Source organism: Nostoc sp. (genome assembly GCF_036917635.1).
Taxonomy (GTDB): Bacteria; Cyanobacteriota; Cyanobacteriia; order Cyanobacteriales; family Nostocaceae; genus Nostoc.
In genome coordinates this window covers 75,589-99,486 of the sequence record NZ_JBALCW010000078.1, presented here as the reverse complement: position 1 = coordinate 99,486, position 23,898 = coordinate 75,589, and the positions used below count along the sequence as shown (strand labels likewise).

At 41.8% G+C, this 23,898-nt stretch carries 21 protein-coding genes; 11 read left to right on the top strand and 10 right to left on the bottom strand.

Annotated elements, in window-relative coordinates; genetic code table 11:
- Nucleotides 1-34 precede the first annotated feature (34 nt).
- Nucleotides 35-499 carry a pentapeptide repeat-containing protein gene (locus tag V7K32_RS18565; protein ID WP_334995274.1) on the top strand — a complete coding sequence of 155 codons (465 nt, stop codon included), beginning with the start codon at nt 35-37 and terminating at the stop codon, nt 497-499.
- A 104-nt stretch (nt 500-603) separates the two neighbouring features.
- Here V7K32_RS18565 and V7K32_RS18560 read toward each other — a convergent pair whose 3' ends face one another.
- The 3 genes from V7K32_RS18560 to V7K32_RS18550 all read right to left on the bottom strand — a co-directional run bounded on the left by V7K32_RS18560 (nt 604) and on the right by V7K32_RS18550 (nt 2,568).
- A complete protein-coding gene (locus V7K32_RS18560; protein ID WP_334995273.1) occupies nt 604-885 on the bottom strand; it encodes a hypothetical protein in 282 nt (93 codons plus the stop codon).
- Nucleotides 886-936: 51 nt separating this feature from the next.
- The gene (locus tag V7K32_RS18555) at nt 937-1,983 is read right to left on the bottom strand and encodes an ABC transporter permease (RefSeq protein ID WP_334995272.1); all 1,047 of its coding nucleotides are present in this window, start codon (nt 1,981-1,983) and stop codon (nt 937-939) included.
- Nucleotides 1,984-2,049: 66 nt separating this feature from the next.
- Nucleotides 2,050-2,568 (bottom strand): adenine phosphoribosyltransferase, encoded by a 519-nt coding sequence (locus V7K32_RS18550; RefSeq protein ID WP_334995271.1) that lies wholly within the window; start codon nt 2,566-2,568, stop codon nt 2,050-2,052.
- Nucleotides 2,569-2,971: 403 nt separating this feature from the next.
- On the opposite strand from V7K32_RS18550, the gene V7K32_RS18545 reads away from it, so the two are divergent.
- The 5 genes from V7K32_RS18545 (at nt 2,972) to V7K32_RS18525 (ending at nt 9,077) form a co-directional block, all read left to right on the top strand.
- Nucleotides 2,972-3,598: a DUF3038 domain-containing protein gene (locus V7K32_RS18545; RefSeq protein ID WP_334995270.1), complete on the top strand. Its 627-nt coding sequence runs from the start codon at nt 2,972-2,974 to the stop codon at nt 3,596-3,598.
- Nucleotides 3,595-5,025: a DUF4335 domain-containing protein gene (locus tag V7K32_RS18540; RefSeq protein WP_334995269.1), complete on the top strand. Its 1,431-nt coding sequence runs from the start codon at nt 3,595-3,597 to the stop codon at nt 5,023-5,025. The genes V7K32_RS18545 and V7K32_RS18540 overlap by 4 nt, the downstream gene beginning before the upstream one ends.
- Nucleotides 5,026-5,476: 451 nt before the next feature.
- Entirely contained in the window at nt 5,477-6,352 is an 876-nt protein-coding gene (locus V7K32_RS18535; protein ID WP_334995268.1) for an SDR family oxidoreductase, read from the top strand.
- 63 nt (nt 6,353-6,415) lie between these two features.
- Complete coding sequence (locus V7K32_RS18530) at nt 6,416-7,924, top strand: HlyD family efflux transporter periplasmic adaptor subunit (protein ID WP_334995267.1); 1,509 nt, start codon at nt 6,416-6,418, stop codon at nt 7,922-7,924.
- An 868-nt stretch (nt 7,925-8,792) separates the two neighbouring features.
- Nucleotides 8,793-9,077, top strand: coding sequence for a hypothetical protein (locus V7K32_RS18525; protein ID WP_334995266.1), 285 nt, complete (start codon nt 8,793-8,795; stop codon nt 9,075-9,077).
- A gap of 65 nt (nt 9,078-9,142) precedes the next feature.
- Here the strand turns inward: V7K32_RS18525 and V7K32_RS18520 are convergent, their stop codons facing one another.
- The 4 genes from V7K32_RS18520 to V7K32_RS18505 form a co-directional block, all read right to left on the bottom strand.
- Nucleotides 9,143-12,052: a DUF3769 domain-containing protein gene (locus V7K32_RS18520; RefSeq protein WP_334995265.1), complete on the bottom strand. Its 2,910-nt coding sequence runs from the start codon at nt 12,050-12,052 to the stop codon at nt 9,143-9,145.
- Nucleotides 12,053-12,247: 195 nt separating this feature from the next.
- On the bottom strand, nt 12,248-12,364 hold the full coding sequence (locus V7K32_RS18515; protein ID WP_334876896.1) for a photosystem II reaction center protein I: 117 nt from the start codon (nt 12,362-12,364) through the stop codon (nt 12,248-12,250).
- 354 nt (nt 12,365-12,718) lie between these two features.
- Complete coding sequence (locus V7K32_RS18510) at nt 12,719-13,414, bottom strand: acyltransferase (protein ID WP_334995264.1); 696 nt, start codon at nt 13,412-13,414, stop codon at nt 12,719-12,721.
- Between the two features lie 642 nt (nt 13,415-14,056).
- Nucleotides 14,057-14,221, bottom strand: coding sequence for a hypothetical protein (locus V7K32_RS18505; RefSeq protein WP_179063512.1), 165 nt, complete (start codon nt 14,219-14,221; stop codon nt 14,057-14,059).
- Nucleotides 14,222-14,793: 572 nt separating this feature from the next.
- Between V7K32_RS18505 and V7K32_RS18500 the strand changes: the two genes are divergently transcribed.
- The 3 genes from V7K32_RS18500 (at nt 14,794) to V7K32_RS18490 (ending at nt 18,899) form a co-directional block, all read left to right on the top strand.
- A complete protein-coding gene (locus tag V7K32_RS18500; protein ID WP_334995263.1) occupies nt 14,794-15,117 on the top strand; it encodes a hypothetical protein in 324 nt (107 codons plus the stop codon).
- 651 nt (nt 15,118-15,768) lie between these two features.
- Nucleotides 15,769-18,333: an alpha-glucan family phosphorylase gene (glgP, locus tag V7K32_RS18495; RefSeq protein ID WP_334995262.1), complete on the top strand. Its 2,565-nt coding sequence runs from the start codon at nt 15,769-15,771 to the stop codon at nt 18,331-18,333.
- A 383-nt stretch (nt 18,334-18,716) separates the two neighbouring features.
- Nucleotides 18,717-18,899 carry a hypothetical protein gene (locus V7K32_RS18490; protein ID WP_334995261.1) on the top strand — a complete coding sequence of 61 codons (183 nt, stop codon included), beginning with the start codon at nt 18,717-18,719 and terminating at the stop codon, nt 18,897-18,899.
- A 78-nt stretch (nt 18,900-18,977) separates the two neighbouring features.
- On the opposite strand, the gene V7K32_RS18485 is transcribed toward V7K32_RS18490, so the two are convergent.
- Both V7K32_RS18485 and V7K32_RS18480 read right to left on the bottom strand, forming a co-directional pair.
- A complete protein-coding gene (locus tag V7K32_RS18485; protein ID WP_334995260.1) occupies nt 18,978-19,445 on the bottom strand; it encodes a DUF29 domain-containing protein in 468 nt (155 codons plus the stop codon).
- A 37-nt stretch (nt 19,446-19,482) separates the two neighbouring features.
- Nucleotides 19,483-20,223, bottom strand: coding sequence for a DUF429 domain-containing protein (locus tag V7K32_RS18480; RefSeq protein ID WP_334995259.1), 741 nt, complete (start codon nt 20,221-20,223; stop codon nt 19,483-19,485).
- 151 nt (nt 20,224-20,374) lie between these two features.
- Here V7K32_RS18480 and V7K32_RS18475 point away from each other — a divergent pair, with 151 nt between their 5' ends.
- Complete coding sequence (locus tag V7K32_RS18475; protein ID WP_334995258.1) at nt 20,375-21,637, top strand: glycosyltransferase family 4 protein; 1,263 nt, start codon at nt 20,375-20,377, stop codon at nt 21,635-21,637.
- A 186-nt stretch (nt 21,638-21,823) separates the two neighbouring features.
- A complete protein-coding gene (locus V7K32_RS18470; protein WP_334995257.1) occupies nt 21,824-22,690 on the top strand; it encodes a calcium-binding protein in 867 nt (288 codons plus the stop codon).
- A 244-nt stretch (nt 22,691-22,934) separates the two neighbouring features.
- On the opposite strand, the gene V7K32_RS18465 is transcribed toward V7K32_RS18470, so the two are convergent.
- Nucleotides 22,935-23,894, bottom strand: coding sequence for a glycosyltransferase family 9 protein (locus V7K32_RS18465; RefSeq protein WP_334995256.1), 960 nt, complete (start codon nt 23,892-23,894; stop codon nt 22,935-22,937).
- Nucleotides 23,895-23,898 lie beyond the last annotated feature (4 nt).

Sequence of the window (23,898 nt, the reverse complement as noted above, 5' to 3'; positions counted from 1 at the left end):
TCTTTGAATATGTTAATTAATGCGGAATTGAGGTATGGATGCCGAGGAATTACTTAGGCGTTATGCTGCTGGAGATAGAGATTTTACTCGAGTTGATTTGAGTAACGCTAACTTGAGTAGAACCGACTTGCGGGGTATTAATCTGAGTAGAGCTTATTTGGATGGTGCAAACCTAATGGATGCCAACCTCTGTGGGGCTTGTTTGGTAGGTACTCACTTCGAGGCTACTGAAATGATTAATACTGATCTCAGACAGGCTAATCTCAGTGATAGTCATCTGAGTGCGGATCTGAGTGGGGCTAATCTCAGTGGTGCTGACCTAAATAGGGCTGACCTGTATAGCGCCTCTTTGGAGAATGCTCTGTTGATTGGGGCTGATCTCTCCTACGCCAAGTTGGAGGCTGCTATTTTTGATGGGGCTAACCTCAGCTATGCTAACTTGACGGGTAGTACTGATGGTGATGTCAATGATGCTATTCTTGATCACACCATCATGTAGGATGGAAGTATTGGAAATAATTAATGCGATCGCTCCCCTCACTAGTTCAGAAACGAAACCCAATATTCATGACCGATATTCAATTCACAAATAGAAAGTACAGCTTAACTGTGCTGCAAAAACTCAACTTTGGGCAATAACGGGTCAGTCACAATACCCACACCGCTAAAACCCCAGCGTTTGAGCAAGTTTCCTAACTGTGTACGCGCAATAGATTCTACAGTAAAGCGATTTGCCAATTCTCCTGCATGGGTGTTGAGATAGCTAAGGGCATCAAAGTTTTCCTGAAACAGCAATAAATAACCTGATGTTTCGGTGTCAGGGCGAGCTATGAGATAATTACCGTCAGTTTTTGAACGCACTAAGTAATAGACTTCGGACAGCATGGAGATGGGGATGGGGAGAGTGGGATTAAACCAATGACAAATGACAAATGACTAATTAAGATTTTCTAGGCGAATACGTGGATCGGCCGCTTTTAACATTAAATCGGCGATTAAATTACCAGCAATCAGCAACACTGCGCCCATTACCAAGCTTGCCATTAACAAATATAAATCTTGAGCTTGTAAAGCCTGTAGAGTCAACCTCCCTAAACCGGGCCAGTTGAAGAAAAATTCGGCAATGAAAGCACCATTTAATAAACTAGCTAATTCAAAACCCAATAAGGTAATCAAGGGATTTATCGCATTACGGAGTGCATGAACGTAGATAACGCGATTTTCTGGCAAACCTTTGGCACGAGCCGTTTGGATATAATCTTGACGCAGCACATCCAATAATTCGCCGCGAGTAATGCGTTGTAAACCAGCAAAACTAGTAATTGAAAGAGCGATCGTGGGTAAAATCATGTGCCAGCCGATATCTAAAATTTTGCCAAACCACGACAGTTCGGAGTGAATGATGCTAGTCATACTACCCACTGGGAATAAGGGCGAGGTGAATTGGGCTAAAACCAGCAGCGCTAAGGCAGTGATGAAACTGGGAAAGCCTTGTCCGGCGTAGCTAATGACCTGTAAAACCCGGTCTGATAGCTTGTTTTGGTTAACAGCAGCAAAGATCCCTAGAGGGATAGCGATCGCCCATGTGACAATTAAAGATGCGATCGCTAATAACAAAGTCGCTGGTACTCGTTCCCACAACAGCGATGCTACTGAACGTTGATAAATAAAACTCGTGCCAAAATCCCCTTTTGTCAAAATTCGCCATAACCATAGCCAAAATTGCTCTGGCCAAGACTTATCCAAACCAAACTGCTGCTTGATTTGTTCAATTCTTTCTGGCGATATCTTCGGGTTTTGCCGCAGGGTATCTACATAATCTCCTGGAGCAAGTTGAATAATGAAAAACGATAACGCTGACGCCAAAAACAAAGTCAGTAGTGCCTGCAATACCCGCTTTCCCACATAAACAAAAGTTTCACTCGTGACTAGCGTTATTAGCCAATCCCGACCTGTCTCCAAAGAAATTCTCGTAGATGTCATTTGTCCTTTGTCCTTTGTCCTTTGTCATTTGTCATTTGTCATTTACTAATCACCAATGACAAATAACTAATATTCAATTAAAGAGATAATCGGCACGTCTGGCAGATATTTACGCCCTTCTAAATCCCGTAGCTCGATAATAAACCCAAATCCTACTAGTTCGCAGCCAATCTTCTGCATTAACTTTGCTGTTGCACTGGCAGTTCCACCCGTGGCAATCAAATCGTCCACAATTAAAATTCGGCTACCTTGGTGTAAACCGTCTTGATGCACTTCTAGGCAGTCCATACCATACTCTAGTTCATATTCAATTGAATAAACGGCTGCTGGTAACTTACCTTTTTTACGGACGGGAATAAAACCAGCTCCTAATTTATAAGCCAGAGGTGAACCAAAAATAAATCCCCTCGACTCTATACCAATGACATAATCCGCCGTTATCCCAGCTTCATTGCATTTTTGTGCTAAAAAGTCAATAGTATAGCGCAGTCCCTCTGGATCGCGCAGCAGGGTAGTAATATCCCGAAATAAAATTCCGGGTTTAGGGAAATCTGGGATGTCACGAACGAGAGACTTCAAATCCATAAAATGGGGAGTGGGGAGTGGGGAAGAAGCAGGGGAGCAGAGGAGCAAGGGAGAAGAGTTTTCTCGTCTGCCTCTTTTCAATGCCCAATGCCAATTTCAGATACCTGAAAAATCGTACACTATAATGTCATACGCTGGTGGTCGAGTCTGAAGCTTCGCCCTTTATTGACGATAATTAGAATCTAAATCAAGCTATAAAGGGTATTGCACTAAATAAATGAGGTGAATTAAGTTATGTTTTAAAATTTTGATTTCAATATAGGGAAAACTTTGAATAGAAAGAGTTAAGTAATGTATATATCAGGTAGTTATGCTATTGCTACAAGTCTAATGCTCAAGCCTTGGCTACCGATCTTAAATTTGTTTTATCTAGTCTGTTGGAACCGCACAAGGTATTTATAGAATGAATGTCTCAGCAAGTTTAACGCCGTTCAACAGTCCAACTCAAGATTCACTGCCGATGGTTTTGGACACTTTACCAGATCCGGCGATCGCTTCCAAAACGTGTCCTCGCAGAACCAGGCTGCAAATTGACCTGATTTTATTGGCAATTGAAGCTTTAGAGCTTGGTGGTTCAGAAGCAATCCTGACTTTTGCTCAAGAGTTGGATCTAAAAGGAATTGTTAAAGACAGAGTGAATTTATGGCGGATGCGTAGCTCTAATCCGCTACGGAGAGCGCATATCCGCCGTCCCTTAAGTATCATGGAAGCAAAAGCTTTGGTGGTGATTGCTTGCTACATAGCACGGCGTTTAACTGTTGTGATTCGCCAGTTACTAATGATTTGTCAACAAATGGAAGAAAAGCAGATTCCATTAGAACAGAATTTGCGCTTATCTAATTACCTAGAGCGGTTTAGAGCGCATTTTAAGAGCCGGATGAATGCTCGACGTTCTGGTCTCTTGGCATTAACTTCTGATGCAAAATTAGATGAGCTAGCGATAAATTTGTTAGGACAATTACTATTTTGTACTGGTACAGCTGGAATGCAGCGATTCTGGATTAGTCTTTTTGACGGTGAAGTGGAATGAACATTCAACGTAAGTACAGTTTGCCTAATTGTACACTGCTTTTAGAAGGGTTAAGCGATCTTAGTAGGGCTGCACATTTCCAGGAAATGCGCCCGGAATTATCAATATTGGTAAATGCAGAATGTTATTTATCTGGTTACAACCAACCCCTAACGGGAGGGCGAGAATTTTTTGAAAGTTTGGTGAGGGCTGTTAGTGGCTATGCCCAAGAATTTTTAAGTAGTGTACCTAATCCGCAAGCACACAATCAGGAATCGGAGCTAGTAGAGTTTCGCAAAATTGACAGCAACCGACATAGGTTAATTATATATTCCGAAGGCGCTCCAGAGGGGTTCGATCGCTCTAACAATTCCAAACGTCCGCCTATTGAAATAGATTTAAATACAGTACAGTTGTTTGATTTAGTGGAAGCAGTGGATCAGTTTTTTGCTGATACTCAAACTTTACCTGAACTTTCCTTAGAACTACAACCAGTTACCAGACGCTATGGCGGTGCTAGTCAGGCTGCGATCAGACAGGCTATACCTGCTGCTGTGGGTGTGTCAAGTTTAGCAGTAGCTGCGATCGCCTTTAACTTGATTCCACCCCCCCAAATTCGTCCACCGCAGCCTCAACCAGATAAGCAAACTAGCTCTACAACAAACAATCTCACTGCTCCAGCATCAGCTGCTGCAACTCCCATCGCTGCTGCAACCCCCACACCAACATCCCCAGCTAATAGAAAGCCGCCAGTTAAAGATTTAGAAGCACTTTTAAATACAGTTCCAGAAATTACCGATCCATCCCAGTTACGTGCATTGAATCGTCAAGTGTACAATCAAATTCATCCAGCTTGGACTAATCGCTCAGGATTGCAAGAGGATTTGATCTATCGTCTGGGTGTAGCTGCGGATGGAGCAATCATTGGTTATAAAGCGTTGAATAAAGAGGCAAATACAGGAGTAGGTCAAACTCCTCTGCCTAACGTACTTTATAATCCAGCTACCCGTCCTGCTATTTCTAATGAACCCATCGCCCAATTCCGAGTCGTATTTACTACAAAAGGTGTGCTAGAAGTTAGTCCTTGGCGGGGATATGCTAAGACGCCAGAGGTAGTAGGTTCAAAAATTACTGACTCTAATATAGTCAAAGGTTTAAACCAAAAGCTTTATAGTACAGTTCGGCAAAACTGGAGTGGTACCCCCACCTTTACGCGAGATTTGAAATATCGGGTAGCAGTCAACAAAGATGGTGTAATTGCTGACTATGAACCACTAAACCAAGTCGCCTTTGACTATTTCCGCGAAACACCCCTTCCCAAAATGTTCAACGCTGTCTACGGTTCCAATGTAGCAGCTCCCAACAATAAAGAACCTCTCGCCCACTTTCAAGTGATATTTAAGCCTAACAGTACGCTGGAAGTTACTCCTTGGCAGGGATATCAGTAGTTGGGAATGGGGCAAGAAAATTAAACCAATTCGCAAACGCACAAGCGTGCCTCCGGCAAGAGTGCGAATTGGTTTAACGCTATCATATTTATGCTTTCATCCCCCATGCTTCTAGCCGGGGGAGATGTGAATGACTTGTTGAGCCAGTAAAACTAATTCCATTACCCCATCCCCTGCATCTACTAAAGATATGGGGGATAATTTTTAGAGTATTAAGATAAATAAGGTGTGACCTATTGGCTTAGTTAGCGTGAGGATATCTTGAGCATGGTAACAAAGTATAAAAATATGCTCATATCTTTATTGGATTTTGAGCATATAGCGGTTGCTATTGAGATGCGGTACAACATTTATCGCAAGGTCTAGGCTGTACCTCACGTAAACGAGAACCACTATATATCGAGCATTTCGAGAACTATAAACCCTGTAACTATTCAATTAAGGTATTTATATGTTTCTAATAACTGGAGCAACGGGAGGAATCGGTCGCAGAGTTGTGCGACTCCTAAGGCAACGAGAACAGTCTGTGCGGGCATTTGTCCGCCTTACCTCGCGCTATAGCGAGTTAGAACACCGGGGTGCAGAAATCTTCATCGGTGACTTGCTTTCAGAAAGAGATATCCAGAAAGCTAGTCGGGGTGTGAAGTATATTATCAGCGCCCACGGTTCTGATAGCGATGCCCTATCTTTAGATTACCGCGCCAATATTGAACTAATAGACCAAGCGAAAGCCAATGGTGTAGAGCATTTTGTCTTCATTTCCGTACTGGGAGCCGATCGCGGATATGAAGACGCTCCTGTGTTCAAAGCAAAACGAGCAGTAGAACGATATTTGTCAGCTAGTGGCTTGAATTACACTATTTTACGCCCATCTGGATTAGCATCTAACTTGCTGCCACTAGTAGAACAATTTCGAGAAACGGGATTGTATTTGCTAATTGGCGATCGCAAAAACCGTACCTCAATTGTCAGTACCGATGATTTGGCAAGGATAGTGGTGGATTCTGTGACACTTGAAGGCGCTCGCAACCAAATTTTATCAGTAGGAGGGCCAGAGATTTTATTACGAGAAGATATCCCTCGGATTTTTGGTCGGATCTTCAACAAACAGCCAGTAATTATTAACTCACCACTATTTGCCATTGATGGGTTACAGGGTGCATTGGGTTTAATTAATCCCCAAATTAAAAAAGCTTTGGGAACTTATCGCACATTGCTAGCAAATGAATTTTTCTGTACAAAAGATGAAATTGCCAATTTAGAGGCAATTTTTAACTTCCAGTTGGAAACATTAGAAACTTTTTTGCGGCGTTATATAGCAGTTTAAATAGTCATTAGTCATTAGTCATTTGTCCTTAGTTATTCACTAATTACAAATGATTAATGACAAATGACAAAGGACAAAGGACAAAAATATATGGTAAATGCTGCTCAAGCACGTCAGACAAAAGAGCGATTCGCCCAACCAGAGGAACAACTCACTTATGAGTTAGGGAAGGCAGTACAGGAATTACCACCCCTGTACACTAGATTATTAGCGGGAACGATTAGCTTCATTGTATTTGGAGCGATCGCCTGGGCGTACTTCTCGCAAATAGATGAAGTAGCAACAGCACCAGGGGAATTAATTGCTTCCACGCAGGTAAGACCGGTGACATCATTGGGTGGGGGGTCAATTGTTGCTGTTAAAGTACGAGAAGGCGATCGCGTTACTAAAGGTGAAGTTCTGATTCAAAAAGATCCAGACTTGCAAATAACCGATGTTTCCCGTCTAGCCAAATCTTCTAGATTGATTCAGGACGATTTGCAACGTTTAGATGCAGAACGCACTGGAGGCAAAACTACTGGGACGAAACTCCAAGATGAACTTTTAAGTTCCCGTCTGCAAGACTTCCAAGCGCGGCAAGCAGGAGCCGAAGCAGAAGCAAATCGCCAACAAGCACTGATCAATCAAGCCAAAGTCCGTTTGACTCGCTTACAAGATAACTTAGTTAATGCCAAAAGTAGCGTTGCCAATGCTAAAACCAACCTTGCCAACGCAGATAGCATCCGAATTAAAATTGAAAGTAATTTGGGCCTTGCAGAACAAAGGGAAAAAAGCCTACGCAGCCTAATGACTACTGGTGCTGTACCTCGTGTCGATTACTTGGATGCCCAAGAAAGATTAACTCGTGCAAAGACAGAAATCACTAGATCGCAAGATGAAGTGACTAACGCCCAGAATAAAATAACTGAGGCTGAAGATAAAGTCACATCATTAGAAAAAGATATTGCTGCCCAAGTCCAAGAAATTCGCCAAGCAGAACAAGCTTATAATGCTGCACGTAGTCAGTCCCAGCGTGTAGCATCAGAACGCCAAAGTGAAATTTTGACCCAGTTCAACAAGCGTAAAGAAGAACTGACAACTGTTCAAGGTCAATTAGAGCAGGCGAAGAAGCAGCAAGCTTTAGAAACGATTGAGGCTCCCGTTGCTGGTACAATTTACAGAGTTAAAGCCACTAAGGGGCCAGTGCAATCAGGTGAAGAATTGCTATCAATTTTGCCGGAAGGGGAAGAAATGCTCCTAGAGGTGAAAGTTCTCAACCGCGATATTGGGTTTATTCGTCAAGGAATGAAGGCAAAAGTGAAAATGGCAACTTTCCCCTTCCAGGAATTTGGCACTGTGAATGGCGAAGTTATGCAAGTCAGTCCGAATGCAATTGTTGATAAAGAATTAGGCTTAGTTTTTCCTACCAGAATTAAGCTAAATAAACACTCAGTGAACGTGCGCGGTCAAGAAGTAGAATTTACGCCAGGTATGTCTGCTACAGGTGAAATTGTCACTCGTAAAAAGTCAATTTTGACATTCATTACTGAGCCTGTGACGCGGCGGTTCAATGAGGCATTTTCCGTTAGGTAGGTTTGCGGCCTGTGCTGTTTTTATAGCTATATGAACAGCTATGCCTAGAATGTCACAAATTACACCTAAAACGTAGGGGTTTAGCAATTGCTCATAGGTGTCAACCTAAGGTGAAAGACATGTACCACAAGGAACTGAAGTTCCTTAGCTTTTAGCGAAAGTCATCTTTTGATGACTAAATTATAGCCAAAAATGTTTAAGTAAGTAGGCGGAAAAATTCATAACTACGTCATTGCGAGTGTAAGGGACTGACAAGAAATAAATTATTCCAATAAACGAACCACTCCAGACAAGGCAGCGCGGTCTTGGGGGTTTCCCCCATGAGCGACTGCCGCACAGAGAACGCAGAGAGAAGAAATAGAGAGAGTTTTTGCGTCAGTTTTGGAACATTTTTTTATTTGTCAGTCCCTAATGAAGTGAAACGAACCAATCGCAATCGTTTCAAACTTTTTACATTTCGTTACATAGTTAGGTTTGTTTATGCCCACCTACTTAGTCTATTTCAATAGACTTTAGCTAAAAGCCAAAGAACTTTAGTTCGAGGCGGGTGAAGAAAGAAGCTAAAAGTTTTGCTACTTTTAGCTTAAGTTGACAACAATGAGCAATTGCTAAACCCCTACCGTCTATTGCATCCAAATGAGAGCCGTAATCAATACTGTGTAGGTTAGGACTTACGCATCAAGTACGAAATGTAGGGGCAATTCATGAATTGCCCCTACGGGAAATCAAGGCTTTCACTGCTTTTTGCGTAAGTCTTTTTTTTAATCATTTTTTTTGATGATTTTGATAAAAAATCATATTGGCTATTATCAATAGTTTTTCTTAAAGTAAAATTACCAATTTTGAATATGTGAAAAAGATATTACTCATGGAAAAGATTAATCCGATTCCAGAAATACTGGGTGAAACAACTGATGTAGAAACTTGGCTAATTCGGGGTGGGCTAAGATTTTCAGACTTAGGTAACGATGCCGCCAGTCTTGCAATCCGTAAGCAATGGCGAGAGTACCAAGCCGCAGTGCAAAGATACTGTGCAACCCTACACCAACCACCGTCACATGTTCAACTAAGCGGCGACTATGCCAAACTGAGAATACCTGGTGCGGCATCAAGCAATTATCCGATAAGCTGTCGAGTCGTGCCAAATCCTTAGACTGGGCAAAAGATAGAAAATCTTAAAGAATCAAGTGTCGGGTAGGGTAACTGCTAACTGTTTGACTAATAATCCTGTTGCACACCGCCTACCACTGGCTTAATTTCCGAAAATGGATCAGTACCGCCACCCCAGTTAAAATCACTAATTCGGATGGTGAAGCCGCCTAACTCTAGCACCGGATTGTAACGCAGGGTGATGCCATAGGTGCGACGGCTATATTCCACAATGTAGTCGGTGCTGGTTTGTTTACCAGTATCCAAGTTAACAGATGTTTGAAAGCCTAAGCGAAAAGGTCCGTAGATTTGCTGTGATATGCCAGCGCTCAATACTTGGTTATCAACGGAGCGATCAAACAAAAAGGGTGATAATCCGTTGTTTAAGCCTTGAGAGTAACTAATATTAAAGGCGGTATAGTCGAAAAAAGGTCGAGAAAAATGACCAATTTGACCTTGTAAGCCAATTGTACCAGTTAGGGTGCTTTGGTTATCACCATTGGTGTAATAACTGGTAGTGCCTGTAAGTCCAGCGATCGCTTGCAAGTAAGGAACTACAGGGTTACCCGTGTATCGTAATCCCTCAGTGGCAGTGGGTGGTAATGGTTTTCCCTGCCACAGCAACAGCCCTTTACTGAGGGAAGCACTGCCTTGAAAACGACCTAATGAGATGCGATCGTTTTCTCGCCCTGGTTTTAGTAAGTCTTGGCGATCGGTGTTGGCATTGATATATCGAGCGCTTCCCTGATACGTGAGGTTGATGCCACTCTTGCCTAAAGGAATTACAGGAGAGGTAATAATGCCGCCGATACTGCTCTGGACGGTTTGAAAGCCGAGGGTACCGTTATAAAAACGATCGCGGTAGCTATACTCCAGATTCAACAGATGCGGAAGGGAAGTCCCTAATATCTGGCGCAATCCTAACCTCGCCCGCAAATTATCTTCTACCTTGTTCAAGTCAAAACTAGTTAATTCTCCAGTCCCGTTAATTACGGCTCGTGGACTCAAAACAGAATTTATCCTTGTCTTGACAGCAAATAGTGAGCCTAAATCACCCGTGCCTCCTTGCACAGCTCTCTGTATTAACAACTGGGGGGTGATCGTCCAGTGTGTCTGCTCTGTATCGATTACTGGAAAGCCATGCTCAATATACAAACCACCCCGATCTTCTCCATCATAGCCAGGAGAGACTATTGCAGGTGTAACGTCCCGCTCCCGGCGGTCAATAGTCCGCTCATTCACCGGAATTGGTAAGGAGACGGTTTGATCCAATACCAAACGCTGCTTCTGTGTCCTGATGCGGTCTACCAAGGGTGATTCTCGCGTCAGAGTTACTGTATCTGCACGCAACTCTAATTCAGGAGGCGAAAAAGGATCGTTGGTGATGCGGACATCTCTTGCTTGCCAGCCTTGGGGATAAAAGTCAATGTGTTCAGCTTCAAATCTGAGCCGATTCACTACACCCCCTGTTTTCGGGGGCGGGATGTTGCTAGCACCCCGACCACCAATTGTTACATCAATTCCTCCAGGGCTGCTCACACCTGAAAGGGGCTGATTGGCTCTAATGCGATCGCTAGGCGGACGTTTTGGAACTCCACCAGCAATTACACTCGTGCTTACACCCGTGGGTGAAAAAGCAAAATCTGTTTGTGCTGAGGGTACGTAAATTTCTCCTCTACCATTTAGCAGTTCCCCGCTATCTTGAACAAAGTTATAGGTAAAGCGTTGTCCACGCAGTATCTGATCGCCTCGTGTTAAAGTTATGTTCCCGTAGCCCGCAGCTATCAAGTTGTCTAAGTTTACTTGCAAGCGATCGGCATCCACCACCGCCCCATCAAATCGCACAACTACATTCCCAACAGCTGTAATAATTCGCCGTTGCTCGTCATACTCTTGCCGATCTGAAGTGACTTCTACAATTCTCGGTTGAGCTGGCGGCGTGCTAACTGGCGCAGTTGTACCAGATATTTGACTTTGTAGCTGATTAGTGCTGTTGCCTGTAGGTGTTGGTGCTTGGGTTTGTTGTTGGGCTTGGGACTTGAATCCTACAGTGATGGGCGATGAGAGTTGGTTTTTCGGGTTACGAGACTTGAATTCTATAAAATTTTGTCCTGATTGAGAACTCGGTGCAAGATCGGCAGCAGATACAGAGATATTGTCTCTACCTAAAGACTGTGGTGCAGTAATATGACTTTGCTGTTTTTGCTGGGTTAACTTCTCAGGTAAAATTCCCGTTTTGGATTCGACTAACTTGTTGCTGTTTGTAGCTCTTGGGACACTTTGAAGAGGAGGCAAAGATTGGGCGAGTTGGGGATTTGGGGAAACTCTATAGCTAAAGCTATCATCCAAAAAAGTTGGTTTTTCGCCACTAGAGTTGGAATTTAGCAAAGACGCAAAGCGGCTTGTCGTCAGATATCGCTCACCGAGTTTTTGAGAAGGTTCACGTTTTACGTTTACAGAGGAAGCCTCCGCTCCAACTTTTATTGGCAACGCAGTGGCTTGTGTTTGCATCTCCCGTTTGCGTAACGCCGCTATAAGGAGAAGTTCCGAACGCCGAACGCCGATGCTGGGACTTGTGTTTGTGTCTTCTTTCTCTTGGGAATTAGAGGTTTTAACCTTCTGTGTGGGATAACCAACGACTAGCGATCGCCCCAAAATTGCAGCAGTTCCAGAAGTCTTGATGGGCGAAATTTCTGGTGGGGAGGTTTCTGTTGAATGAGCTACAGAGGGAGTTTCGGCAACTACCAAGTCATCCTCAGTTGAGTTTATCGCAGTTGGCAATGGCAGATCGCTCTTGGTGTCATTCGCAATTGCCAACTGGGCTAAATCCTTGGGCTGCTTGGATTTGGCTGTATTTTTGTGTATTCCAGTATCTACACCTGAAAGAAACTTTGTATGACTAGCAGATGAGGCGGGATTTACAGCTTGTAAAGATTCGAGGATAAAAGGCGGATCGGGCGGCAGAACTGGATGAAGCATATTTGAGCATAATCGGGCTAACAAACAGCCAAATGACGGAAAGAAGGATTAAATCATTTTGCCTTCAGGCTGTCGCTTTCTGCTACCGGTAGCAAGCCACTTTGCAGGAGGAAACTTACTAGGCGAAAGTTTAGTAAGTTTCCGTGGCGTTTAGTATCTTCCGCCTTCTAAAGTCGCGGATGATTTATCGCCCTTTTACTCTAAGTCCCGACGGCCGGGGTTACGAGCTGGATCGTTTGATAAAAATCCGAAGACGAAGATAGTTACGAACAAGGCAACAACAATATAAACAGCGATTTTTAAAGTCAGCATAGAAATATCTCCAACGGGTAAGACAAAGAAAGCTTTTCTTTCAGGATCTGCCATGCAGAAAAGATAGCTCCTTTATATTACCCAAATCTCGTCCCTTTTTGAGAGGACTCTGGGGACTGGGGACTGCGGACTGGGGACTAGAGTATCTACCTTACGGTTATTGAGAATGGTGCAACATCTCAGCTGTCTGACTTGTAGATGACCCTAAGAAATAACTTAGAGATTGTTTACTCTTGTGACGTTAACTGACGGCAAAAGTTTCTTAAAAAAGGGTAGAGCTTACACCTTATAGGTTACAGGAAATAATTTTCCTTGTCCCCAATCCCCAATCGCCAATGCCCCACCCCCTATTTCTCAGCTTGAAGTAATGCTTAAGTCATTGCCAATTCGGTTTTTGATTACTCGTGCAGGTATGCCTACAGCAACGGAGAAAGGAGGAATATCTCTATTGACAACTGCTCCTGCACCAATAACACTGCCTTTGCCGATAGTAACGCCATCTAATATTGTTACTCCATGCCCTAACCAACAGTCATCCTCAATCACAATTCCTTTGCGGGTAACACCTTGGTATTTAATCGGCTCCATCGGATCGGCAAAATTATGATTATTGGCATATATCCCTGAGTAGGCAGCTATTAAACAGTGCTTACCAATTTTAATGTCTCCTGGCCCTTCAATAGCCACGTTGGGGCCAATGAAGGTGTCTTCATCAATATGTATACACGTATTTTCTAAAGACCCTATATCAACGTTACGCTCAATAGCGACTCTATTTCCTAAATGAATTCTATTATTTTTATGTCCTCTAGCATCTATCCGCCCACCTTTAAAAATATATACTCCAGTGCCTATCTCAATACAGGAAGTACCGTTAAATTCAACACCATTTTGGATATAAACTGGGCTGCCTATCTGGGCAAAAATACTACAATATCCCAAATTACGCAACTTCGGCCCCAAAATAAGTGTAGGAATATCCCCTAACACAGTAGTTACTAAAAGTTCTTGTACACGCTGCAATTTTGAAAAAAATTTCTCGTTAGGCATGGCTACATATCTCTTCAATTAATTGTTGTTGACAAGGTTTCTTTGCTGTGCTTATATCCTAATTTTCCGCCAATACTAACAAGTTATGTATTAAAAAATACATAACTTGCTCTAGCAGCATTATCTAAATTTCCCCATGCTTTTAGATGGTTTTCCAAATGTTAAAAAACCAGAGCTGGCTTTGACTATGTGAGCAATTCTTTAAATTAGTTGCGAGAGAATTACTCAATTGATATGCACAATTGCCTTGGCTTACTAGAAGCTTTTGTACCAGTCTCGGCACGTAATAATTTTGCTTCTTTTTCACCAGAGCAATGAACAAAACAATCTCAGTGGATTGCAGGGTCAAACCCCAGACTATTAAATTGTCTGATAGGAAAATTTGCTGCTTTAGATAGGTTACTGTTGCAGTTATCTGGCAAATTTGCAAAATTTGTTACGCAAATAGGGATATTGTTTGCCTTGAGACTACTTTTTTTCAGGCGGTTTTAGTCTTTTGAAACAACTCAATTCCACAAGCTATTTTGCAACAAAAATACATTTAACTAGACTATATTCAAAAATTAGATAAAATTTCTGCCTAGCATGACAATGTAATTCTTGTTGGATTTTTATGGGTATTTTTGCCCAAATAAAATCCAACTATGGTGGATTATCTCCCACATCAGCCATCACATTGAAGTTAACCATCGGTGCAAACAAGTAAGCGCTTCCCCGACTGCTATGACGGCTTTCTTGCAACGAATTTCTAGAGTATGCTGCTCCAATCATGTTGCACACAGATGATTTACAGACTAACCAATTCATGTTTTTAATTACATAAATGGGTTTTAACAACAATTGTTTTTAACGATAACACATTTTATTTTTAGTGGAACACTCTAGTTAAATAAGTTGATTTCCAAGTTGCTTGTTGATTGTAATGGTGAGATTAGTTAACTTTTTTACTATAGCGATGCCTACGGCGGACAAAGCCTACACTACTCGCAAATAATTTTATACACTTAGAGGAATTTTTTTGAAAGCGGTAACTTTAAAAATGCTCAAAGCGATTAATTACCATTTATATCTATATTTCTACTGTTGCTTGTCCAAATAATTTTATATTTTTGTGTTTAACTCAGAATGATATCTACTATACTTATGATACCCTCTTCGTTGAAAAGCTAAAAATTTTCCTCTTCCCTATTACTTGTATCTAAAAATTTGTAAATCACCCATTCGGGTGAGCCAAGAGGGTGATGCGTGCTTGGCACTATTCATTATAAATTTTATTGAAAGAAAGCTAAAAGGTAGCTTAGTTTCTAGGAGAAGTCTAGAAAAAACATCAAATGCCCAGATTGAGGTATCGGTTTTAACTCACACACTTGGTTCAAATTATGGCTTTAATTAAAGAAATTGTCCAAGAAGCTCTAACTAACGGCTATCTGAGTGTTGTAGCCGAAGATAAACTGCGATCGCAACTTCAAAGTAATTATGACTCAGAAGACCTAGATGCCTGGATAATTTTACAGCGAGCTATTGTCGGGGGTGATGTCAAACAAGAGTCGCGCCGAAAAAAAGCTTCTCTCACTCCTAAAACCAAGGCCGCTTCATCTAATATCAAACTTGCTTATCAAATGGCAGCGGAGATTGCTTATGCAGCAGCTGTAGCTTTGTCAATGACAAAAAATACCAAAGATCAGCCTTCATTAGGCGCGTAGATTAACACATTACTACGTTATTTAACCGATTTGTATTAAAAATTTATACCAAGCAGTTAACGATAGCTTTTCCTAGTTAACTGCTTAGTATTATTTTTACACTATTTAATTTTAGGGGATGTCTACGATGGGCTATTCGGTGTCACATCACCTTAACTTAATACAGTTTTGTAGTAGAGACGTTGCATTGCAACCTCTCTACATAGCTAAAATCAATGCCAAAAATCCTTAACCAAAGAATAATAGAGATAAGTCGTTCCTCTTACACTGCCTCTAAGCTAAGGCGATTTTATTAAAAAATAATTAAATTTTAACTCTTCCTAGACGCACCTATGAGGAATTTTCATCCTCAGCCAAGACCTTAGATTGATCCCCGGAATCAATTCTAAAATAAATATAAATTATTTATTCAAAACTAAATATTTTTTAAGTGATACATGGCAGTAAATGATTAAATTTTAATATACCAAGTACATGGCTGAGACTAAAGCATAGAATTAGAAACACCTTGGTGTAAACTTTAGCAACGAGGTTAAAAAAATTCTCAATGCTTAACAAAGTCATCGCTTTTTCACAAAGTACAGTATAAAGAATTGGCAACATTGGTAAAGAGAGTAAAGAATAACCCTAAACTTGGAGTTTTGCCAACTTATGCAGCCAATTCGCACATTTAACGTATCACCTTCACTACCGCCGCGCCTGGAACCACTACGGCAGCTAGCATATAACTTGCACTGGGATTGGAACGTTGAAAGTAAAGATTTATTTCGTCGCTTAGACTCTGATCTGTGGGAGTCTAGCCATCATAACCCGGTGTTGATGCTCGGTACTATCTCTCAATCGCGGCTTCTGGAAGTTGTCGAAGATGAAGGCTTCCTGGCGCAAATGGATCGATCTGCCCGTCAGTTAGAAGATTATTTGCAAGAGCGTACCTGGTATCAGAAACAACGGGAGCAGAAACCAAAAGAATGCTATGCCTATTTTTCGGCGGAATTTGGACTTGTAGATTGTTTACCCGTCTATTCTGGGGGCTTGGGCGTTTTGGCGGGGGATCACCTCAAATCTGCTAGTGATTTGGGGCTACCACTCGTGGGTGTAGGTTTGCTGTATCAGCAAGGCTACTTTGCCCAGTATCTGAATGCCGATGGTTGGCAGCAAGAACGCTATCTGCTCAACGATTTCTACAATATGCCCTTGCATCTAGAGCGCAACGCCGATGGTTCGGAACTGCGGATTGCGGTTGATTATCCAGGACGCAAGGTATATGCCAGAGTTTGGCGCGTACAGGTAGGAACGGTGCCTCTATATCTGATGGACACCAACGTTGAACCCAACAATGTTTATGACCACGACATTACAGATCAACTGTATGGTGGCGACATCGATATGCGTATCCACCAGGAAATTATGCTGGGGATCGGTGGTGTGCAAATGCTGAAAGCTTTGGGGCTGAAAGTCACCGCTTACCACATGAATGAAGGCCACGCCGCCTTCTCTGCTTTAGAACGTATCCGCTTGCTAATTCAGGAAGAGGGACTGAATTATCCCCAAGCGAAACAGGTGGTGGCTTCTAGTAATATTTTTACCACCCACACGCCAGTACCAGCCGGGATTGACTTGTTCGCTCCCGAAAAAATGCTGCATTACTTGGGGTATTATGCAGAGATATTTGGGTTGCCAAAAGAGCAATTTTTAGGACTGGGGCGCGAGAATACAGGCGATTTATCTGGGCCTTTCAGTATGGCAGTGCTGGCGCTGAAGATGGCAACATTTTCTAATGGTGTCGCCCAACTGCATGGTGTGGTGTCACGGCAAATGTTCCAAGGCTTATGGCAGAAAGTACCAGTAGAGGAAGTGCCAATCGGCGCAATTACTAACGGTGTTCATGCTCGGAGTTGTGTTGCGAAATCGACTCAAGAGTTATACGATCGCTACCTTGGCCCCAACTGGTCATCAGCACCAGTAGATAGCCCATTGTGGGAGCGGATGGAAGCTATACCCGATGAGGAATTGTGGCGGAATCACGAACGCTGCCGCTTGGATATGATTTTGTATGTGCGAGAGCATTTAGTCAAGCATTTGCGCGATCGCGGCGCTTCTGTTTCCGAAATTGTCCAAGCCCAAGAAGTTTTAGATCCTTACGCTTTCACCATTGGCTTTGCTCGTCGCTTTGCCACCTACAAACGTGCTACCCTCTGGATGCGCGATTTGGAACGGATTAAGCGGCTTCTGCTGGCTAACAAAGACCGGAAAGTGCAATTTGTGATTGCTGGTAAGGCACATCCTAAAGATATTCCCGGTAAAGAACTGATCCGCGATATCAATCACTTTATCCGTGAACAGCATTTAGAAAAACAGGTAGTGTTTGTTCCTAATTACGACATTCATATTGCCCGGTTGATGGTAGCGGGTTGTGATATCTGGTTAAACACACCACGTCGTCCCCGAGAAGCTTCTGGTACTAGTGGAATGAAAGCAGCAATGAATGGCTTGCCAAATTTAAGTGTACTGGATGGCTGGTGGGATGAAGCTGATTACGTCCGCACGGGCTGGGCGATTGGACATGGAGAGAATTACGACGATCCCAACTATCAAGATGAAGTAGAAGCAAACGCTCTTTATGAGTTGTTAGAGAAGGAAGTTGTACCACTATTTTATGAACATCGGGATAGTGATGGTTTACCCCGTCCTTGGGTTGCCAAAATGAAGGATGCAATTCGGTTGAATTGTCCTTTCTTTAATACAGCGCGGATGGTAGGAGAATATGCACAGCGAGCTTATTTCCCAGCTAGCGATCGCTATCATACCCTGACTGTTGATAACTATGCCCCAGCAAAAGAACTAGCTGCTTGGAAAGAAAAACTAAGCGAACACTGGTTCAATATAATCATCAAAGATATTGATGTATCAGCAGCTTCAGACATTGAGGTTAACCAAACCGTTGCGGTCATTGCCAAGGTTGACTTAGCAACTTTGACGAATGATGATGTACAGGTGGAGTTATATCAAGGTGCGATCGATGCCAATGGTGAGATTGTCAACGCTATACCAGTGGTGATGGATTATCAAGGCGAAGATGGAGAGCAATTGAGTATTTACACTGGTAATATCACCTATACTGCTTCTGGTTTACAAGGCTTATCTTTGCGTGTATTGCCGAAAAATAAAAATCTGGCTAATCCTTATGAACCAAGGTTAATTGCTTGGGCTGAGTAAGAGTGTTGAGTAGTTATTGAATACTTAATACTAGGCGTTGCTAAACTTAAATTAGCAACGTTTTTTATTGGGCGATGCAGTCTCGCCTCAAAAATATAGCGCTTCTCGTTTGGATGCAATACACTTTGACCTCTCTCCAAACCTCTCTCCTAAAAGGAGAGAGGCTTTGAATCTTACTCCCCTTCCCTACAAGGGAAGGGGCTGGGGGTTAGGTCTATATTCTATGCAATTGAGAACCGCTATAATTATTGCTAAAATGATGAAGAATTATTAAGGAGAGCAATATTTCTATTAAAGAACTTGAAGAAAAAATTGAGAAGGGTGAGGAAGTTGTTGATCGTTATTTTGACTCCACGACAACAAGAGTTGGAACAACTCGTCAAATGACCTCACGAAGACGACAGGATATAGTCACAACAAACCTTGAAATTCCTAGTCCGATGCTCAACGAACTCGACAATATGGCAACCGAACTCAATATTAGTCGTCAAGCTGTGATGAAAATGATGCTAAGACGCGCTCTTGATGAACATTATCTGGCCAAGAGCCAGATTAAATCAACGTGAGTTCGATGAATCTCTTCCTCACAACCTCCCTCTCCGAAACGCAAAGGGAGAAGTAGCAAAAAATTAAGCTTTTTTATGTTAAATTTTTTCAGGTAGATAACTAATATCTAGTAGCTGTTCTAAGGCATAAGTACAATATTGAGGTAAGTTATCTAGTTTACCTTCGGTTTTCTCAATTACATATCCCAAAGCATCATCATAAATTGACGCTAATTCATTTTCTAAATATTGATATAAATTTGTTGTTAGATGACGTTTTAATTGATTCCTAAAACTTCTAATTTCTGCTTTCCAATGTCCAGAATTATATTGAGATTCTTCTGTCCAGTATTGCAGCAACAAAAGATGTCTAATAATTTGCTCTAATAAACTAGCAACTTTGGCTTTGTCTCTCCGACCCAAATTTTCTAGATCCTCAATTAAATTTTCTAAATCTAATTCCTCTAAATGGTTAGCTTTCAAGAGTTTGATTGTTTCCTCTAACCAGAGATGCTCGTCAATTTCATAAAGTTGTTTTAAACTCAAATTAGAACTAACTCCTTGCATAAAAACTCCTTGAGTTAAATATTAGGATATTACAATTTTAGGGTAATATTGTTTGAGGGATGATAATGTAACCAGTGGTATCATCGCCTAATACTAAATTACGTTGTTCTCCCCAATACCACCAGTATGCAGCAACGTAAGCGCAAATTAGGCTATCTAGTTGATCTTCGGTTGCTTTGAGGGCTGCGCCTGTGGTGGGGATTTCAAGAGGAAACGAACCGCCAACACAAGAGAGACGCAGAGAAGGAGAGAGGGAGGGGAGAATATTAAGAAGATAATTTTGGAGTTTGATTAGTTCTAGGCGGCGATCGCTCAGGCGTCCTTTCTTATATTTCAGTATACGTTCTAAGTTGAATAGGTTAACGATCGCTGGGTGGGGAAAGACTTCTATTTGATATCTGCCTAGTTTTTGTGGTTCAATGGTGGGGGCGTGTGCAAAGCCGCGTGATTCTAATTCTAAACCAAAGTTGATGGTGCGATCGGCAAAAGGTAGATTTTTGTTTGCTGGGTAGCATCCTGCATGATATTTGCCAAAGTATTTGTGACTGAGTTTGTCGGCGAGGCGGCTTCCAGTGGCGTTGGGTATGAGGGTAGGCGCATCTACGGCGATCATGGCTGGTTCGTCTGGTTGTACGCTTTTATCGATCCAGGCGAGGATATCTGCAATGGCTTCTTTACGGTCTAGATCGAGTAGTTGCAGTTGTCCATCTATCCATTCTAAACAGCATAGTCCGCTTGGTTGAGATTTCCAGCCTAAATCAATGCCAATAAATTTCATGGTTATATCACGAATTTGCGATTATTTTCGCATTTTGCGGCAACGATTCACCTAAATTTACTTGCTAAAAATTGTGAGAAATAATCTTATAATCTTAAATAGCTTGTCTTAATTTATTTTATCTGGCAATAAATTAATCAAGATTATTCCGATGAAAATCTTATTTTTACATCCTAACTTTCCTTCGCAATTTCGCAACCTAGCGACAGTTTTAGGTAGAGATCCTAACCACAAAGTCGTCTTTGGGACAAATCGTCAAGAAGGGGAAATACCTGGCGTTTACAAAGCTATTTATACTCCTTCTCGTGAAGCTGCTCCCCAAACCCATCATTACGTTCGTAACCTAGAAAATGCTGTTCTCACCGCGCAGGCTGTCTATCGCGTGTCAGAAAAATTAAAAGCCGAGGGTTTCGTTCCAGATATAGTTTATGGTCATTCTGGTTGGGGCCCGACTTTATTTATGAAAGATATTTTTCCGAAAGCAGAATTATTATGTTATTTCGAGTGGTTTTACCATGCTCACGGTTCGGATGCAGATTTTGATCCGAGTGAACCACTGAATGCTGATGATGAGTGCCGTATCCGCGTAAAAAATGCGCCAATTTTGACTGATTTATATAGCTGCGATCGCGGTCTTTCTCCAACCAATTGGCAACGTCAGCAATTTCCCAAAGAATATCATAGCAAAATAAATGTAATTCATGATGGCGTTGATACCAAATATTTTGTCCCTAAACCAGGCGCAAAGTTAGTTTTAACAAGAATAAATCTGGATCTTTCTCATGTGGAAGAGTTGGTAACTTATGTGGGACGGGGGATGGAACCTTATAGAGGTTTTCCGCAGTTTATGGAAACGGTGGCGCTAATTCAGCAGCGACGGCCTAATTGTCATGTGGTAGTTGTGGGCGAAGATCGGGTTGCTTATGGTAAAAATCTCCCCGATGGTCAGACTTATAAACAATTAATGTTAGAAAAATTATCTTTGGATTTATCAAGGCTACATTTTACAGATAGGCTTCCTTACAATGAGTATCTTCAGGTTTTGCAAGCTTCTTCTGCTCATATTTATTTAACCCGTCCTTTTGTTTTATCTTGGTCAATGTTAGAAGTAATGTCAGCAGGATGTTTGCTAATAGCCTCTAACACTTTGCCAGTATTGGAAGTTGTACAGGATGGGGTAAATGGATTGTTGGTGGATTTCTTTTCTCCCCATAATATTGCTAATAGGGTTGAAGAGGCGCTGAATCATCCTCAAGATATGCAAGCAATTCGTGCGAATGCGCGAGAGACAATTCTAAAGCGTTATGATTTGGCGAAACTGTTACCACAGCATTTGCAATGGATGTTCGCTGGTAAAAGTTCTGATAGTTTGAAAAAGCACTCGCCTTCTAAAGGATTTGGCAAAAGTCATTAGTCATTACTCATTGATGATTGGTCATTAGCCTTTTGCATAAATATTTTTTGCCTCAAGCAAAGGTGCAAATAAAAGCTTGTAAATAAGGACTTTTGTCAGAAGTATATTAATTATTAGTTATAGGTCAATAACTAATAATTAATGACTAATGACAAATGAGAAATAAATATAAAAGCGATATTGAAAATGCGAATTATTTTTACCATTGCCCATTTTTTCAAACCTAGCGGTAAGGGTCGTCATGCTTCCCAACGCAAAGATCCACAACCCCGCTTACAGGCGTTAACTAATAGCCTTACTGCCTTACACCAATTATTTGGTAAATCTCAAAGTATCATTAACATTGCTCAACGAATAGCTTTTCCCGCTAACCAGCCGCAGTCGCACGAACTAGATATTGTTATTTGTACAACGAAAGATAATCATCTTCTGAATCAGGTTTCCTTGCCATCCCATTTATATAAGCATCATTCTACTAATGTAGAACCTCTGCTTTTGGGGTTTGAGTGCCAAGCTGTTCTGCAAAGTTGTCTTGGTCAGTACGATTATTACTGTTTCTTGGAAGATGATCTAATTATCCATGATCCTTGGTTTTTTATAAAATTAAATTGGTTTACCCAACAAGCGGGTGATTTAAATTTGCTCCAGCCAAATCGTTATGAAATCTCTCCTAATGGTTTGGTTAATAAAGCTTACATTGATGGAGATTTGGCTTTGCGGGTAACTGCTCTCTTTCAAAACGTGCAGGAGCAACCAGAACTTAAGGGTACAATTATGAATGCACCAATTACCTTTTATCGCGCCCTGAATCCCCATGCAGGCTGCTATTTTTTAAATGCAAATCAGATGACTCATTGGGCTAATCAAACTTATTTCCTTGACCGGGACATTAGCTTTGTTGGGCCTCTAGAAAGTGCTGCAACCTTGGGAATTATGAAAACATTTCGGATTTACAAAACCTCACCTGAGCAAGCAAGTTTTTTGGAGATTCAGCACTCTGGAACTGGATTTATAGGGTTAATTGGAGGACAGGTGAGTTTAGCACAGAGGTAAATCGAATTTAAGAGTTTGGTTTTTGTGAACAAGATTAATGCGATCGCTATTTATAAAAATACATGAGCGATCGCAAAAATACCATTTATTTCTAACCGCCCGTTTCGCGTTAATTGGACTGGATTAGAACCGTTATAACCGCAAAATCTAGCTGTCACGTCCAGATTTTGCGGTTATTCAACAAACGCATAACTATATTGGATATCCAATAGACTAATTGTAGAAATTGAGGCAAATTGCTGATTTAGCCACCCCAAATTTTCTCCAAAACTGCGTTTGGTGAAACATCCGCCGTTTTTCCAGTGGGGGATTCAATAGCCAGGAATTTATCGTTTTTAGGCAACAACTTAGCTGGATCAGTGGGGCCAAATAGGGCGATGGTATAAGTTTTGACTGCAACACTCAGTTGAAGTGCCGCAGTATCAGTAGATAACATCAAATTTGCCCCGGCAATTATGGCAGTTAACTTACCAATATCATCTGGGGCAGTCACCTTGATATCTGGAGAAGACCCCAGAAGCGATCGCACAAACTGCTCATCGTCAACTCCCTTAATCACCACCACAGGCAGATCCGGTTGCTTATCTTGAAAGTTTTGAATAATTTGGTGCCACTTCTCGACAGGGTAGATTTTATCCAGTTCTTTAGCTTGGGATAACTGGCCAGAACCGCCATGAATCAAGATATAACCTGTTTCATGAACCCCTAAACGTTTTTGTTCCTTTTCTGCCCAGTCAATATCTGTTTTTGGCACATTTACAGCTAATTCTGGGACAGGGGTTTTTATGCTTAACGGTTGCAGCAAATCATGATATAATGCCGCCGCATATTGGGATGGTTTAAATGGCACAGCGTTGGTCAGAAAAACCGCTCCTTTGCCTTGGTAGCCAATGCGTGTGGTAATTCCTGTCAACCAGACTAAAAGACCCATCAACCAATTTTGCTTAACAGCAATGGCAACATCGTATTCGCGATCGCGAATTGTCCCCACTAAGTTACCCCAATCTGCCAGACTGTTACGGTCTTGAAAATCAAAGGACAGTACCTCGTGAACTGACTTGCTCACTCGGTAGGCAGCCTTTGATCGGGGTTCAACAACGACATCTATCTGAGCAGACGGGTAATTGCGCTTGAGGTCATCTAGAGTCGGAAAAAAGAGAATTTGGTCGCCAATTCCGCCAGGTACAAGGGCTACTACTCGCATAATA

Coding starts and splice junctions, on each gene's coding strand:
- V7K32_RS18565 (WP_334995274.1), top strand. CDS start 35: ATGGATGCCGAGGAATTACTTAGGCGTTATGCTGCTGGAGATAGAGAT.
- V7K32_RS18560 (WP_334995273.1), bottom strand. CDS start 885: ATGCTGTCCGAAGTCTATTACTTAGTGCGTTCAAAAACTGACGGTAAT.
- V7K32_RS18555 (WP_334995272.1), bottom strand. CDS start 1,983: ATGACATCTACGAGAATTTCTTTGGAGACAGGTCGGGATTGGCTAATA.
- V7K32_RS18550 (WP_334995271.1), bottom strand. CDS start 2,568: ATGGATTTGAAGTCTCTCGTTCGTGACATCCCAGATTTCCCTAAACCC.
- V7K32_RS18545 (WP_334995270.1), top strand. CDS start 2,972: ATGAATGTCTCAGCAAGTTTAACGCCGTTCAACAGTCCAACTCAAGAT.
- V7K32_RS18540 (WP_334995269.1), top strand. CDS start 3,595: ATGAACATTCAACGTAAGTACAGTTTGCCTAATTGTACACTGCTTTTA.
- V7K32_RS18535 (WP_334995268.1), top strand. CDS start 5,477: ATGTTTCTAATAACTGGAGCAACGGGAGGAATCGGTCGCAGAGTTGTG.
- V7K32_RS18530 (WP_334995267.1), top strand. CDS start 6,416: ATGACAAAGGACAAAGGACAAAAATATATGGTAAATGCTGCTCAAGCA.
- V7K32_RS18525 (WP_334995266.1), top strand. CDS start 8,793: ATGGAAAAGATTAATCCGATTCCAGAAATACTGGGTGAAACAACTGAT.
- V7K32_RS18520 (WP_334995265.1), bottom strand. CDS start 12,052: ATGCTTCATCCAGTTCTGCCGCCCGATCCGCCTTTTATCCTCGAATCT.
- V7K32_RS18515 (WP_334876896.1), bottom strand. CDS start 12,364: ATGCTGACTTTAAAAATCGCTGTTTATATTGTTGTTGCCTTGTTCGTA.
- V7K32_RS18510 (WP_334995264.1), bottom strand. CDS start 13,414: ATGCCTAACGAGAAATTTTTTTCAAAATTGCAGCGTGTACAAGAACTT.
- V7K32_RS18505 (WP_179063512.1), bottom strand. CDS start 14,221: ATGAATTGGTTAGTCTGTAAATCATCTGTGTGCAACATGATTGGAGCA.
- V7K32_RS18500 (WP_334995263.1), top strand. CDS start 14,794: ATGGCTTTAATTAAAGAAATTGTCCAAGAAGCTCTAACTAACGGCTAT.
- glgP (WP_334995262.1), top strand. CDS start 15,769: ATGCAGCCAATTCGCACATTTAACGTATCACCTTCACTACCGCCGCGC.
- V7K32_RS18490 (WP_334995261.1), top strand. CDS start 18,717: ATGACCTCACGAAGACGACAGGATATAGTCACAACAAACCTTGAAATT.
- V7K32_RS18485 (WP_334995260.1), bottom strand. CDS start 19,445: ATGCAAGGAGTTAGTTCTAATTTGAGTTTAAAACAACTTTATGAAATT.
- V7K32_RS18480 (WP_334995259.1), bottom strand. CDS start 20,223: ATGAAATTTATTGGCATTGATTTAGGCTGGAAATCTCAACCAAGCGGA.
- V7K32_RS18475 (WP_334995258.1), top strand. CDS start 20,375: ATGAAAATCTTATTTTTACATCCTAACTTTCCTTCGCAATTTCGCAAC.
- V7K32_RS18470 (WP_334995257.1), top strand. CDS start 21,824: ATGCGAATTATTTTTACCATTGCCCATTTTTTCAAACCTAGCGGTAAG.
- V7K32_RS18465 (WP_334995256.1), bottom strand. CDS start 23,894: ATGCGAGTAGTAGCCCTTGTACCTGGCGGAATTGGCGACCAAATTCTC.